Origin of the sequence: Microlunatus parietis, assembly GCF_013407955.1 — a bacterium.
GTDB lineage: Bacteria > Actinomycetota > Actinomycetes > Propionibacteriales > Propionibacteriaceae > Microlunatus > Microlunatus parietis.
This window is the reverse complement of the sequence record NZ_JACCBU010000001.1, coordinates 1,040,129-1,052,013: the sequence shown is the minus strand read 5'-3', so window position 1 is coordinate 1,052,013 and position 11,885 is coordinate 1,040,129. Positions and strand designations below refer to the sequence as shown.

Below are 11,885 nucleotides of genomic sequence, written 5' to 3'. Positions count from 1 at the left end.
AATCGGGGTTCGTGTGACAACGCGAAGGAATGATCATGGAAGCACGGATGAAGAACCCGGCCGGCTACTTCCCGGAGGCCGGGAAGGCGCTCTATGCGCTCGGCAACGCGATCCGCGACAAAGGTGTGCCGGCCGAGACCCTGCAACTGGTGCATCTGCGGACCAGCCAGATCAACGGCTGCGCCCCCTGCCTCGAGGCGGGCTTCGCCTCGGCGAGAAAGGACGGGGAGTCCGACCAGCGGCTGGCCACGATCCCGGCCTGGCGTGAGGCGCCCTATTTCACCGACGCGGAGAAGGCGGCACTGGGCCTGGCGGAGGCGATCACCCGGCTCAGCGACCGGCCGGATCCCGTGCCCGACGACGTCTGGAACGCCGCCGCGGAGCACTACGGTGAGAAGGAGCTGGCCGTGCTGGTGCTCTGGATCGCCACGACGAATACGTACAACCGGCTCAATGTCAGCACCCGGCAGCAGCCCGGCTCCTGGAGTTGAACGACCCTCCCGTCTGACCCGGACGCCGCCACGGGTTCAGTCGGCGGGCAGGCCGAGGATGCCGCGGGCGGCTCGTACGGCGAGCGCGACGTCGTAGGGTGCGCCGGCGACGCCGATGCTGACGGCCTCCAGGGCGTGGCCGAGGGCTTGGGCGGTCTGGGTCGCGGGTGGGCCGGGTGGGATGGAGCCGTCCCGGCGGCCGGCCCGGATCAGCCGGAGCAGGTCGGCCTCGGTCTTGGCGACGGTCGCCGCAATGGCTCGGCCGACCGGATGCTCCGGGTCGTTGAACTCGATCCGGAGCACCTGGATCACCCGCGCTACGTCGTGTCGGCGGCAGAACCGGGCGTGTTCGGCGGCCAGGGCGAGCAGGAGTTCGGCCGGGTCGCCGGTGCGGTCCAGCGCGGGGCCGACCTCGGCGTCCCAGGTCCGGTCGACCCATTCGACGACGGCCAGCGCGACCTCCTCCTTGCCGGCGAACTGGTGGTAGAGCGCGCCTCGGCTGTAGCCGGCGACCCGCGCGACCTCCTCCAGGGAGAGTCTGGTGTAGCCGGTCCGGGCGATGCCCTGGGCGGCGGCGCGGACCAGGGCGGTCCGGCTGGCGGCGCGGCGCTCCTGCTGCGTCCGTCGGGTCGGGTTCGTGGTGGCCATCGGTCCGTCAGCGTACCCGCGGGGCACTGAGGAAGATCAGTACGGCCAGGGCGCCCGCGATCAGCGGCTCGGCGGGCTGATGATCAGGACCGAGTCCCATGATCATGGTCACGGTCCGGGTGATCGCGATGATCGCAACCAACACGGCCGCGTACCGGACCAGGGCTCGTCCCGCCCGGGCGGGCAGCCGCAGCGACAAGATCAACACGGTCACGACCGAGATGAACAGGACGCAGCTGAACCACCAGATCCCGGAGAACTCGGCGCGCTGCGGCGCCGCCGTGTTGCTGGCCAGCAGCTGCGCGGGCCAACTCTGCACGGTGGCCCAACCGACGTGGAACAGCGTCGTGACCGTCGTCAGCGCAGCGGTGATCCAGAACAGGACGGCCCTGCCACCGACTCGCCTTGGGCCCGCCATGACCTCGACCGGCCGCGGCGGTCGGGCCAGCCAGGTCAGCACGGCCACAGCGCACGGCAGGATCCAGAGCGGCCCACCGCCGCCGAGCACCACTTGGCACACGAGCCCGAGGATGCCGAACGACGCGTTCAAGATCGTGATCATGGTCAGCAGGGACCGGCCCGCTGCCGCCGACAGCCGGTGGGAGATGATCACCACGATCGGGTACGTCCACCCGACCGCCGCCATCGCGTACCCCATCATCCGCAGGCCTTCCTTGGCCTCCACGACTGCGTCCCCGGCCAGCAGACCGGCGACCGCCGGGCCTCCGTACACCCAACTCTGCACGCTCGCCTCCAGGACTCCGACGGCCACGGCCGCGAGACGCCAAGGCCCCGCTCCCGCCGTCCGGACCGGTCGTTCGATCATCGCCTGCTCGCTCATGGCACCGTCCTCTGTTGTCGATGCTTCCCACTAAGAAACATACACGTCGGTTTGTATGTAGGGTAGCCGGAGGCATTCCGCCGGCTTGGGGGGAGTGCCGTACGGTGCTGGGATGACCGCGGAACGATCGATGCCCACTCAGGACGACGTGCTCGGCTATTTCGACACGCTGTCGAACTGGGGGCGCTGGGGTGACGACGACGAGCTCGGCACGCTGAACCACATCACCGACGAGGTCCGGCTGGCGGCCGCGCGGGCGGTCCGGCACGGTCGGGCCGTGTCCTGCGGCTGGGAGATCTCGGTGCCCGCGGAGATGGAACGTGCGACGACGTCATGCCCTTGTGCCGCAGAGATGCCGGGCGCCGAGCACATGCCGCCCGCCTTCCACCAGGACCGGCGCTGGGGCTTCTCGAACGAACGCCTCGGCATCCTGTTCCACGGCAACACGATCACCCACCTCGACTCGCCGTGCCATCTCTTCTGGGACGGCCGGATGTACAACGGGCGCTCGCACGAACTGGTCAGTGCCGACACGGGATCGGCCTGGGCGGCGGTCACGGCGGCGGCGAACGGGATCGTCACCCGGGGCGTGCTGCTCGACGTCGCGGCCGCCCGCGGCGTGGACTGGCTGGAGCCGGGGGAGGGCGTGTTTCCCGAGGACCTCGAGGAGGCCGAACGTCGCCAGGGGGTACGGGTGCGCACCGGCGACGCGTTGCTCCTGCGGACCGGTTACGGCCGGGTCCGGCACGAGGTCGGTGACACGGGTGGCATGACGCAGGCCGGCTGGCACGCGTCCTGTCTGCCCTGGCTGCGGGAACGCGAGGTCGCCCTGATCGGCGCCGACACGCCTCAGGACGTCCAGCCGTCGGGGTACGACGCCGTGTTGATGCCGGTCCACGCGGTGAGCCTGGTGGCGATGGGCCTGTGGCTGCTCGACAACTGCGACCTGGAGGAGTGCACCAGGACGGCCGCTGAACTCGGCCAATGGGACTTTCAGCTCGCCGTCGCGCCGGTCCGTTACGCCGGGACCTCCGGCAGTCCGATCAACCCGATCGCCACGTTCTGAACATTCGGGCGAGCTCCCGCTGCTGGTCGATCTGTGTGTCCGAGAGGGGACTTGAACCCCTACGCCCTATAACGGGCACTAGCACCTCAAGCTAGCGCGTCTACCAATTCCGCCACCCGGACCAGGCTGGTGTGAACAGCGCCTGAACTATAGCAACCGAGACCCCCGGAACGACAATTCGTTCACCGGGTGAGCCAGGCCTTCCTTTCTGGAATGGTTCAAGAATAAGGGTTACGGTGCTGACCATGACCGATTCGACCGTGCCGAAGGACGTCGCCGACCACGATGAACCGCACGGTCAAGGCCTGCAGCAGAAGCTCAATTGGCTCCGCGCAGGCGTGCTCGGGGCCAACGACGGGATCGTGTCCACGGCCGCCCTCGTCGTCGGCGTGGCCGGTGCGACGACCGACCGTGGCGCGGTCGGGATCGCCGGCCTGGCCGGGCTGATCGCCGGCGCGCTGTCGATGGCCGCCGGCGAGTACGTCTCCGTCAGCACCCAACGCGACACCGAGCGGGCGCTGATCGCCAAGGAACGCGACGAGTTGCGGACCATGCCGGAGCAGGAACTGGCGGAGCTGACCCAGCTGTACCGGGACAAGGGACTGTCGCCGGACCTGGCCCGCCAGGTCGCGGTCGAACTGACCGAGAAGGACGCGCTGAAGGCCCACCTCGACGTCGAGCTCAACCTGGACGCCGACGACGTGGCCAATCCGTGGACGGCCGCGATCGCCTCGGCGATCTCGTTCAGCGTCGGGGCCCTGCTGCCGCTGCTCGCGATCTTGCTGTCGCCGGAGCTGATCCGGGTCCCGGTCACGTTCGCCGCGGTCGTCCTCGCCCTCGCACTGACCGGCGTGATCAGCTCGAAGCTGGGCGGGGCGGCGACCTCGCGGGCGGTGATCAGGAACGTCCTCGGCGGCGCGCTGGCCATGATCATCACGTACGTCGTCGGACGGCTCGTCGGCGGCGTCTGAGCCCAGCGCAGCGTCGGGTGGCAGGATGGCGCCCATGGACCACCGACCGGATGCCGAGGTCGTCGAGATCTGCCGCGACCTGATCAGGATCGACACCACCAACTTCGGTCCCCAACCGGGGCCGGGCGAGCGGGAAGCCGCCGAGCACGTCGCCGGCCTGCTCGACGAGGTCGGCATCTCCTCCGAAATCTTCGAGGCCGGGCCGAAACGCGCGTCGCTGATCGCGGACTGGGCGCCCGAGGGCGTCGACACCTCCGCGACCCCGCTGCTGATCCACGGCCATCTGGACGTGGTGCCGGCCAACGCCGACGACTGGACCCACCACCCGTTCGCCGGCGAGATCGCCGACGGCTGCGTCTGGGGCCGCGGCGCGGTCGACATGAAGGACTTCGACGCCATGGTGCTGAGCGTGATCCGGGCCCGCGCCCGGGCCGGCGTGGCGCCGCGACGGCCGGTCAAGCTCGTCTTCACGGCCGACGAGGAGGCCGGCAGCCACTACGGCGCGCACTGGCTCGTTGATCATCACCGGGACCAGCTGGACGGCTGCACCGAGGCCATCGGCGAGGTGGGCGGCTTCTCGCTCACCGTACGCGATGATCTTCGGCTCTACCTGATCCAGACCGCCGAGAAGGGCATCGCCTGGCTGCGCCTGATCGCCGACGGTACGGCCGGCCACGGCTCGATGCGCAACGACGACAACGCCGTCACCGAGCTGGCGGCGGCGGTCGCCAGGATCGGCGCCTACGACTGGCCGCACAAGATCACCGAGGCGCAGCGGGCGTTCCTCGACGCGGTGTCCGAGGCGCTCGAGGTGGAGCTCGATCCGGACCGGGCCCAGGAGACGCTGGCCAAGCTGGGCAGCATCTCCCGGATGATCGGCGCCACCATGTCCAACACGACCAACCCGACCATGCTCACCGCCGGCTACAAGCACAACGTGATCCCGGGCCGGGCCGAGGCCGCCATCGACGGGCGGTTCGTGCCGGGCGGCCGGGAGGAGTTCCTGGCCACGATCAAGGAACTCGTCGGCGACAAGATCACGATCGAGATGGACACGCTGCAGCCGTCGGTGGAGACCGAGTTCTCCGGCGCGCTGGTCGAGGCGATGCAGCGGAGCCTGGCCGCCGAGGACCCGGGGGCCCGCGCGGTGCCGTACCTGATGAGCGGGGGGACCGATGCCAAGGCCTGGGACCGGATCGGGATCCGCTGCTTCGGCTTCGCACCGCTCCGGCTGCCCGCGGACCTCGATTTCGTCGGCATGTTCCACGGCGTCGACGAGCGGGTGCCGACCGACGCGCTGGAGTTCGGCGCCCGGGTGTTGGACCGGTTCCTGGCCACCGCCTGAACAATCCGAATACTCTGGTGGTCGATGAGTAAACGTCAGGTGGAGTACCAGGTCCAGCGGGTTCGGCTGGACCGGACGGTCTCCCGCAATGCCGTACGGAAGCTCCTCACCGACCACGCCGAATACGGCGGCTGGGAGCTGACCCGCCTGCGTCGCTACTGGGACGGCAGCCGCGAGATCTGGATTCGCCGCAAGATCATTCCGGCCGTGCCGACGCTGGAGCTCTAACCGGTCGCGACCCGCTCGTCCGCCCGCGCGGCCATCGGCCCGCCGGACACGTCGTCCAGCGCCGAGGCGATCTGGGCCGGCAGTTCCTGATCTTCCACGGCCAGCGCGGGCATGAGCTGTCCGGAGGTACGGGCTCCGAGCAGGGGAGCGGTCACGCCGGGCGAGTCGCGGACCCAGAGCAGCGCCACCTGGAGTGGGGTCAGGCCGAGGCCGTCCGCGGCCCGCGCGACCGCCTCGACCACGGCCCGGGACCGTTGCTCCAGATAGGGCTCGACGAACCAGGAGAAATGATCACTGGCCGCCCGGGAGCCGCGCGGGGTGCTGTTGCGGTACTGCCCGGTCAGCACGCCGCGGCCGAGCGGGGACCACGGGAAGAAGCCGATCCCGAGCGACCGGACCGCCGGCAGCACCTCCACCTCGGCCCGCCGGGCCAGCAGCGAATACTCGACCTGGACGCTGGCGATCGGCGTCCGGCCGGGCAGCGCCCGCTGCCAGGTCGCCGCCTGCGCGGTCTGCCAGCCGACGAAGTTGGACACGCCGACGTAGCGGGCCTTGCCCTGCGCGACGGCGAGATCCAGTGCCGACAGGGATTCCTCCAGCGGCGCCTCGCCCCAGGTGTGCAGCTGCCAGAGATCGACGTAGTCGGTACCGAGCCGGCGCAGCGAGCCCTCAAGATCACGCAGCAGCGCGCCGCGGGACGTGTCGACCACCCGTTGCCCTGACCTGATCGCGAAGCCGGCCTTGGTGGCGATGATCACGTCCTCGCGTGGCACCACGTCGCCGAGCAGCCGGCCGATCAGCCGTTCGGTCTCCCCGGAGCCGTACGCGGCCGCCGTGTCGAGCAGGTTGCCGCCCGCCTCGCAGTACGTCTGCAGCAGTGACCTGGCCTGCTCGGCCGTCGTGTCGCGTCCCCAGGTCAGCGTTCCGAGACCCAGTCGCGACACCCGCAGTCCGGTGCTGCCGACCTGGCGCGTTTCCATAGCGCGCCACTTTAGTGCCGTGGATTACGGTGACAGGCATGCGACTTGGCCTGAATCTTGGTTACCTGGTCGGCTCCGAGGACCCGGGCGGCCAGCTGCGCCTGGTCCGGCGGGCCGAGGAGTTGGGCTTCGACACGGTCTGGGCGGCCGAGGCGTACGGGTCCGACGCGGTCTCCGTGCTGGCCTGGCTGGCCGGCCAGACGTCCACGATCGGGATCGGCTCGGCCGTGCTGCAGATCCCGGGCCGGACGCCGACGATGACCGCGATGACGGCCGCCTCGCTGGACCTGCTGACCGGCGGCCGGTTCCGGCTCGGGCTCGGGGTGTCCGGTCCGCAGGTATCGGAGGGTTGGCACGGGGTCCGGTTCGATCATCCGCTCGGCCGGACCCGGGAGTACGTCGCGATCGTCCGGTCGGCACTGGCCCGGGAGACGGTCAGCCACGCCGGTGATCATTACCGGCTGCCGTTGCCGGACGGTCCGGGCAAGGCGCTGAAACTGACCATCGTGCCGCCCAGCGAACGAATCCCGCTGCTGCTGGCCGCGGTCGGTCCACGCAACCTCGAACTGGCCGGGGAGATCGCCGACGGCTGGCTCGCGGTGTTCCACGCGCCCGAGCACGCCGATGATCAACTCGCCGCGATCAAGCGTGGGTTGGCGCGCTCCGGGCAGCCGGACCGGGACTTCGCCGTGGTCCCGACGGTGCCGGTGGTGGTCGGCGACGACCCGCAGCGTTGCGCCGACGTGATCCGGCCCTACGCGGCGTTGTACGTGGGCGGGATGGGCAGCCGGAAGCAGAACTTCTACAACGCCCTCGCGGTCCGGATGGGGTTCGCGGATGCGGCCGCCGAGGTGCAGGAGCTGTTCCTGTCCGGCCGGCAGCGGGACGCCGCGGCGGCGGTTCCGTACGAGTTCATCGATCAGACCTCGCTGGTCGGCCCGCCCAGCCGGATCGCCGAACGGCTGGCCGTGATCAAGGAATCCGGCGTGACCAGCGCCGCCCTGCTGCCGTTCGGCCGGACCGTCGAGGACAAGCTCGCCATGATCACCGCGGTCCGCGAGGCGTATCCGGGTTAGGGGGAGACCGGCGGCACCAAGCCGGTGATCAACAGCACCGCGAGCACCGCGGCGAGGACGAGCCGGTAGATCACGAACGGCAGGAAGTTGTGGGTGCTGATGTAGCGCAGCAGCCAGTGGATCACGGCCAGGCCGACACCGAACGCGATCACGGTGGCCAGGATGATCGGCCCGATGTCGGTCGGTACGCCCTCGTCCTTGATCAGGCCGAACAGCTGGTAGAAGCCGGAGCCGAGCACGGCCGGAATCGCGAGCAGGAAGCCGTACCGGGCCGCGGCCTCGCGCTTGTAGCCCATCGCCAGGCCGGCCGCGATCGTCGCGCCGGACCGGGAGACGCCGGGGATCAGCGCCAGCGACTGGGCCAGGCCGAACAGGATGCCGTGCTTCCAGGTGATCTGGTCCAGCGTGCGCTCGGTCTTCGCGAAGTGGTCGACGATGCCGATGATCAGGCCGAACCCGGCCAGCATCGCGACGGTCAGCCAGAGGTTGCGGAAGACCGATTCGATCTGGGCCTCGAACAGCAGGCCGAGCACCACGATCGGGATCGAGCCGATGATCACCAGCCAACCCATCCGGACGTCCGGGTCGCCCTGCAGTTCCCAACGGAACAAGGCCTTGCACCAGCGCGAGATGATCCGCCCGATGTCCCGGGCGAAGTAGAGGACCACGGCGAGTTCGGTGCCGATCTGGGTGATCGCGGTGAACGCGGCTCCGGGATCCTTGCCGCTGATCAGCCGTCCCACGATCGAGATGTGGGCACTGGAGGAGATCGGCAGAAACTCGGTCAATCCCTGTACCAGGCCCAAGATCAGCGCTTCAAGCCATCCCACGTCGCTCGTGTCTCCCGTTCGTCGCCCTCGGCCCACAGCCGGGCCCCGGAAGACACTAGACCCCCGCCGGTACGGGCGCGTCACACCCCGGTCGCAGACGAGGTCTGACCGGAATCGAGCGCACGTCGCCGGAATCGCCCTCCGAGAGCGCGATTCCCGCGAAAGTGCGCTGGATTCCGGTCACCGGTAGAACTGAACCGTGACGATCCACTCCGAGCACCCGTTCCTGCCGCCGGAACGGGACCGGTCGCCGGTCCGCCGGTTCCGCGGCCGCCTGCCCGCGCCGGTCACCCTGTGGACCAGCCCCGGTCCGGCTGGGCTGACTGTGTCCTCGCTGTTGATCGCCGACGGCGAGCCGGCCGAACTGATCGGGCTGATCGACCCGGACTCCGACCTGGCCGACGCGTTCGCCGAGCAGGACACGGTCGCGGTGAGCCTGTTGGGCAGCGCCGATCAGCGGCTGGCGGACGCGTTCGCCGGGCAGACTCCGGCGCCGGGCGGACCGTTCCGGCTGGCCGAGTGGACCGACACCGACTGGGGACCCGTGCTCACCGGCACGTCGGCCTGGCTCGGCGCCCGGCTCGTGGACCGGACGACAACGGCGGGCTGGGCGCTGCTGGTCCGGGCCACGATCGAACGCGTCGAGCTGGCCGACTCGACGGCCGACGCGCTGGCCCACCTGCGCGGTCGCTACGGGACCGTGGGCATCAGGAGTTGACGTCCGCGAACCAGCTGCTGGTGACGCGGCTCCAGAGCAGGATCAGCAGCAGGATGTACATGCAGACGCTGATCACCGCCACGACGATGTCCCCGCCGAGGACGATCTGAAGAATCGAGCCGGCCGAACCGAGTGCGCAGACCACTGAGAGGCCGAGCCGCGCCCAGCGGTGCCCGGACCTGATCGCGACTCCACAGACGATCATGATCACGCTTTCGACCAGGGTGAGCACGGTCAAGGACAGCGTGAGCGCATAGTCGAACGGCAGCTGAGTCCGCTGGTAGTCGCTCAGTTCGACCAGGGCGGCGATGGCCATGAACGCGGCGAGTACGGCCAGCACCCCGAACCCGATCGCGATCACCGAGATCACGAGAATCCGCTTCGGCCGCTCCAGGATCCACGCTTGCACCGACGACACCCGGACATCCTTCCCGGTCGCCGTTACGGGAGACCCAACGGGACCTGAAGGTCTCGAGACCCTCTGGCTCCAGTGATATCGGGCTACCCGGCCGCCTGCGCAACGCTTTCGATCTTGGAGGGGTCGACTCGAATCAGCCCGGGTACACCGTCGAAGTCCGAATCGGGGGTGACGATCATGGTGATGCCATGCTCAAGGGCCGTCGCAGCATGCAAAGCGTCCCGGCCCCGGATCGTGTCGGTCGTCATGATCAAGTCGAGTGAGCGGAGGACGACCGACGAGTCGACGTCGTGCAGGTGAAGCATCTCTGCGGCGGCACGCGCCTGTTCGACAGCCGTCGTCCGGGAGGTGCGCCGCAGCCGGTGAAACACCAACTCCTGCACAAGGTCCCAACTGGCATGCGGTTCGATCAGTCGATCACGGGCGGCTGCGACGACTCGGCGGCAAGGCTCGCGCTCCGGGTGTTCGCCACCCAGCGCGTACGCGAAGATCGCCGTGTCGACCAGCACGCGGGGCGTGATCATGAGGACTTGGCTGCCAGTTCGTCCTCCAGGGCGCGCTTGCTTTCGGACCATTCCTCGGGAGGCTCATCGTTGTCGTCGCCCCAGGCGAGGATCCGGTCTGCTGCGGCCACCCTGACGTCGAGTTCACGGGTGAAGGAGAGATCGATGGCCTCTCGGATGACCGCGCCGACGCTCGTGTGCCGGCGCCGGGCACGATCCGCCACGCGCTCGTATTGCTCCTGGGCGAGCAGGAGATGGACGCGGCGCTCCAGGGTCGAGGACATGCACATAGAGTAGCATGCGCATGCATGTGCAGGTAGGGTCGCTGGCGAGGTTTAGAGTGACCTCGTGAGCGACGATGCCCGTACGTTCCTCGGCACCGACCTGTCCGGGGCGAGGTTCCGCGACGTGGTGCTGGTCGACGCCAAGATCACCGGGCTGATCACCGGGCTCACCGTGAACGACGTCGAGGTCGAGCCGTTGATCAACGCCGAGCTGGACCGGCGGCACCCGGAGCGGATCCTGTTCCGGTCGGCGGACCCGGATGATCTTCGTCGCGGCTGGGAGATCGTACGGGAGCAGTGGTCGGCGACGCTGGCCCGGATCCGCGCCCTGCCCGAGCCGCTGCGGCGGGACCGCGTCGACGGCGAGTGGTCGGCGCTGGAGACCCTGCGCCATCTGATCTTCGTCGCCGACGACTGGTTCGGCCGTACGGTCCGGGGCGAGGCGCAGCCCTACTGGCCGGGCGGGCTGGTGCCGTCGTTCCTGGAAGCGTTCCACCCCGAGCAACTCGGGCTCGACCTCGCCGCCGACCCGGACCTGGCCGCGATCGAGCGGCGCTGGACCGAACGGACCGGCCAACTGGACGCCTGGCTGACCACAATGACCGAGGCCGAGCTGGCCCGGGAATGCCCGTCCAGCTTCAGTTCCGGTGCCGGCGCGCTGCTTCCCGCGAGAACCTGCATCCACGCTGTGCTGGAGGAGTTCGGCGCCCACCGCCGGTACGCCGAACGCGACCTGGACCGCCTTGTTACCGTTGACGGCAAATGACGACACTGTTGCTGATCCGGCACGGCCGTACCGCGGCCAACACCGCCGGGATCCTGGCCGGCCGTTCCCCCGGAGTCGAGCTCGACGAAGTCGGCCGGAAGCAGGCGACCGAGGTCGCCCAGCGCCTGCTCAGAGTCCCGCTCACCACCGTGATCACCTCCCCGCTGCGCCGTTGCCGGCAGACCGCGCAGGCCATCCTCGCGGTCCGCGACGGACAACAGGCGACGGTCGAGAACGCCCTGACCGAGTGCGGCTACGGCGACTGGACCGGCCGGCCGCTGCGCGAGCTGGCCAAGGAGAAGCTCTGGCCGACCGTGCAGCAGCAGCCCTCGGCGGTCCGCTTCCCGAACGGCGAGTCGATGACCGAGATGTCGGCCCGGGCGGTCGGCGCCGTCCGCGCCTGGGACGCCAAGCAGGCCGCCGAGCACGGCGATCACGCGGTCTGGGCGGCGGTGTCGCACGGTGACGTGATCAAGGCGATCCTGGCTGACGCGCTCGGCCTGCACCTGGACCAGTTCCAGCGACTGCTCGTCGATCCGGCCTCGGTGTCGATCATCCGCTACACCGCGACGCGTCCGTACCTGGTCACGATGAACTCCACCACGGCCGACCTGGGCGACCTGCTGAAGCCGCCGCCGGCACCGAAGAAACGGGGCCGGAAGGCGGCCGCCGACGCACCGGTCGGCGGGGGGCTCGGCGCCGCCGACGGACCGCACTAGG

Annotated in this window: 16 protein-coding genes and 1 tRNA gene; 9 read left to right on the top strand and 8 right to left on the bottom strand. The window is 69.7% G+C overall.

The genetic code is table 11. The features are described 5' to 3' along the window. Nucleotides 1-35: 35 nt before the first annotated feature. Nucleotides 36-491: a carboxymuconolactone decarboxylase family protein gene (locus BKA15_RS05030; RefSeq protein WP_179748641.1), complete on the top strand. Its 456-nt coding sequence runs from the start codon at nt 36-38 to the stop codon at nt 489-491. A gap of 36 nt (nt 492-527) precedes the next feature. On the opposite strand, the gene BKA15_RS05025 is transcribed toward BKA15_RS05030, so the two are convergent. Beyond that, nucleotides 528-1,139 carry a TetR/AcrR family transcriptional regulator gene (locus BKA15_RS05025; RefSeq protein ID WP_179748639.1) on the bottom strand — a complete coding sequence of 204 codons (612 nt, stop codon included), beginning with the start codon at nt 1,137-1,139 and terminating at the stop codon, nt 528-530. A 7-nt stretch (nt 1,140-1,146) separates the two neighbouring features. Next, nucleotides 1,147-1,980 carry a hypothetical protein gene (locus BKA15_RS05020; protein ID WP_179748637.1) on the bottom strand — a complete coding sequence of 278 codons (834 nt, stop codon included), beginning with the start codon at nt 1,978-1,980 and terminating at the stop codon, nt 1,147-1,149. A 112-nt stretch (nt 1,981-2,092) separates the two neighbouring features. Between BKA15_RS05020 and BKA15_RS05015 the strand changes: the two genes are divergently transcribed. Beyond that, entirely contained in the window at nt 2,093-3,046 is a 954-nt protein-coding gene (locus BKA15_RS05015) for a cyclase family protein (protein ID WP_218871073.1), read from the top strand. A 36-nt stretch (nt 3,047-3,082) separates the two neighbouring features. Here the strand turns inward: BKA15_RS05015 and BKA15_RS05010 are convergent. Then, nucleotides 3,083-3,168 (bottom strand) — tRNA-Leu (locus BKA15_RS05010). Nucleotides 3,169-3,291: 123 nt separating this feature from the next. Between BKA15_RS05010 and BKA15_RS05005 the strand changes: the two genes are divergently transcribed. From BKA15_RS05005 to BKA15_RS04995, 3 genes are read left to right on the top strand one after another with little or no spacing between them, the layout of a single operon-like run. Beyond that, nucleotides 3,292-4,017, top strand: a complete 726-nt coding sequence (locus tag BKA15_RS05005) for a VIT1/CCC1 transporter family protein (protein WP_179748635.1) — start codon at nt 3,292-3,294, stop codon at nt 4,015-4,017. A gap of 34 nt (nt 4,018-4,051) precedes the next feature. Then, a complete protein-coding gene (locus BKA15_RS05000; protein WP_218871072.1) occupies nt 4,052-5,362 on the top strand; it encodes a M20/M25/M40 family metallo-hydrolase in 1,311 nt (436 codons plus the stop codon). 24 nt (nt 5,363-5,386) lie between these two features. Continuing rightward, nucleotides 5,387-5,590 carry a DUF5703 family protein gene (locus tag BKA15_RS04995; protein WP_179748631.1) on the top strand — a complete coding sequence of 68 codons (204 nt, stop codon included), beginning with the start codon at nt 5,387-5,389 and terminating at the stop codon, nt 5,588-5,590. Here the strand turns inward: BKA15_RS04995 and BKA15_RS04990 are convergent. Next, nucleotides 5,587-6,570, bottom strand: a complete 984-nt coding sequence (locus BKA15_RS04990; RefSeq protein WP_179748629.1) for an aldo/keto reductase — start codon at nt 6,568-6,570, stop codon at nt 5,587-5,589. The two genes, BKA15_RS04995 and BKA15_RS04990, sit on opposite strands and share 4 nt — an antisense overlap. 38 nt (nt 6,571-6,608) lie before the next feature. On the opposite strand from BKA15_RS04990, the gene BKA15_RS04985 reads away from it, so the two are divergent. Continuing rightward, nucleotides 6,609-7,646 (top strand): LLM class F420-dependent oxidoreductase, encoded by a 1,038-nt coding sequence (locus BKA15_RS04985; RefSeq protein WP_179748627.1) that lies wholly within the window; start codon nt 6,609-6,611, stop codon nt 7,644-7,646. Here the strand turns inward: BKA15_RS04985 and BKA15_RS04980 are convergent. Beyond that, on the bottom strand, nt 7,643-8,476 hold the full coding sequence (locus tag BKA15_RS04980) for an undecaprenyl-diphosphate phosphatase (RefSeq protein ID WP_179748625.1): 834 nt from the start codon (nt 8,474-8,476) through the stop codon (nt 7,643-7,645). The two genes, BKA15_RS04985 and BKA15_RS04980, sit on opposite strands and share 4 nt — an antisense overlap. 199 nt (nt 8,477-8,675) lie before the next feature. Here BKA15_RS04980 and BKA15_RS04975 point away from each other — a divergent pair, with 199 nt between their 5' ends. After that, complete coding sequence (locus tag BKA15_RS04975; protein WP_179748623.1) at nt 8,676-9,194, top strand: flavin reductase family protein; 519 nt, start codon at nt 8,676-8,678, stop codon at nt 9,192-9,194. Here BKA15_RS04975 and BKA15_RS04970 read toward each other — a convergent pair. The 3 genes from BKA15_RS04970 to BKA15_RS04960 all read right to left on the bottom strand — a co-directional run bounded on the left by BKA15_RS04970 (nt 9,184) and on the right by BKA15_RS04960 (nt 10,399). After that, a complete protein-coding gene (locus tag BKA15_RS04970) occupies nt 9,184-9,612 on the bottom strand; it encodes a hypothetical protein (protein ID WP_179748621.1) in 429 nt (142 codons plus the stop codon). The genes BKA15_RS04975 and BKA15_RS04970 overlap by 11 nt on opposite strands. Nucleotides 9,613-9,695: 83 nt before the next feature. Further along, nucleotides 9,696-10,136 carry a type II toxin-antitoxin system VapC family toxin gene (locus tag BKA15_RS04965; RefSeq protein ID WP_179748619.1) on the bottom strand — a complete coding sequence of 147 codons (441 nt, stop codon included), beginning with the start codon at nt 10,134-10,136 and terminating at the stop codon, nt 9,696-9,698. Next, on the bottom strand, nt 10,133-10,399 hold the full coding sequence (locus tag BKA15_RS04960) for a hypothetical protein (RefSeq protein ID WP_179748617.1): 267 nt from the start codon (nt 10,397-10,399) through the stop codon (nt 10,133-10,135). Before BKA15_RS04960 ends, BKA15_RS04965 begins: the two co-directional genes overlap by 4 nt. 64 nt (nt 10,400-10,463) lie before the next feature. Between BKA15_RS04960 and BKA15_RS04955 the strand changes: the two genes are divergently transcribed. Together BKA15_RS04955 and BKA15_RS04950 are read left to right on the top strand one after the other, a co-directional pair. Beyond that, the gene (locus tag BKA15_RS04955; protein ID WP_179748615.1) at nt 10,464-11,165 is read left to right on the top strand and encodes a DinB family protein; all 702 of its coding nucleotides are present in this window, start codon (nt 10,464-10,466) and stop codon (nt 11,163-11,165) included. Then, complete coding sequence (locus BKA15_RS04950) at nt 11,162-11,884, top strand: histidine phosphatase family protein (protein ID WP_179748613.1); 723 nt, start codon at nt 11,162-11,164, stop codon at nt 11,882-11,884. Before BKA15_RS04955 ends, BKA15_RS04950 begins: the two co-directional genes overlap by 4 nt. Nucleotide 11,885: the final 1 nt, after the last annotated feature.

Bases quoted from the DNA above. Each gene is read 5' to 3' on its own strand.
- BKA15_RS05030 (WP_179748641.1), top strand. From the start codon at position 36: ATGGAAGCACGGATGAAGAACCCGGCCGGCTACTTCCCGGAGGCCGGG.
- BKA15_RS05025 (WP_179748639.1), bottom strand. From the start codon at position 1,139: ATGGCCACCACGAACCCGACCCGACGGACGCAGCAGGAGCGCCGCGCC.
- BKA15_RS05020 (WP_179748637.1), bottom strand. From the start codon at position 1,980: ATGAGCGAGCAGGCGATGATCGAACGACCGGTCCGGACGGCGGGAGCG.
- BKA15_RS05015 (WP_218871073.1), top strand. From the start codon at position 2,093: ATGACCGCGGAACGATCGATGCCCACTCAGGACGACGTGCTCGGCTAT.
- BKA15_RS05005 (WP_179748635.1), top strand. From the start codon at position 3,292: ATGACCGATTCGACCGTGCCGAAGGACGTCGCCGACCACGATGAACCG.
- BKA15_RS05000 (WP_218871072.1), top strand. From the start codon at position 4,052: ATGGACCACCGACCGGATGCCGAGGTCGTCGAGATCTGCCGCGACCTG.
- BKA15_RS04995 (WP_179748631.1), top strand. From the start codon at position 5,387: ATGAGTAAACGTCAGGTGGAGTACCAGGTCCAGCGGGTTCGGCTGGAC.
- BKA15_RS04990 (WP_179748629.1), bottom strand. From the start codon at position 6,570: ATGGAAACGCGCCAGGTCGGCAGCACCGGACTGCGGGTGTCGCGACTG.
- BKA15_RS04985 (WP_179748627.1), top strand. From the start codon at position 6,609: ATGCGACTTGGCCTGAATCTTGGTTACCTGGTCGGCTCCGAGGACCCG.
- BKA15_RS04965 (WP_179748619.1), bottom strand. From the start codon at position 10,136: ATGATCACGCCCCGCGTGCTGGTCGACACGGCGATCTTCGCGTACGCG.
- BKA15_RS04960 (WP_179748617.1), bottom strand. From the start codon at position 10,399: ATGTCCTCGACCCTGGAGCGCCGCGTCCATCTCCTGCTCGCCCAGGAG.
- BKA15_RS04950 (WP_179748613.1), top strand. From the start codon at position 11,162: ATGACGACACTGTTGCTGATCCGGCACGGCCGTACCGCGGCCAACACC.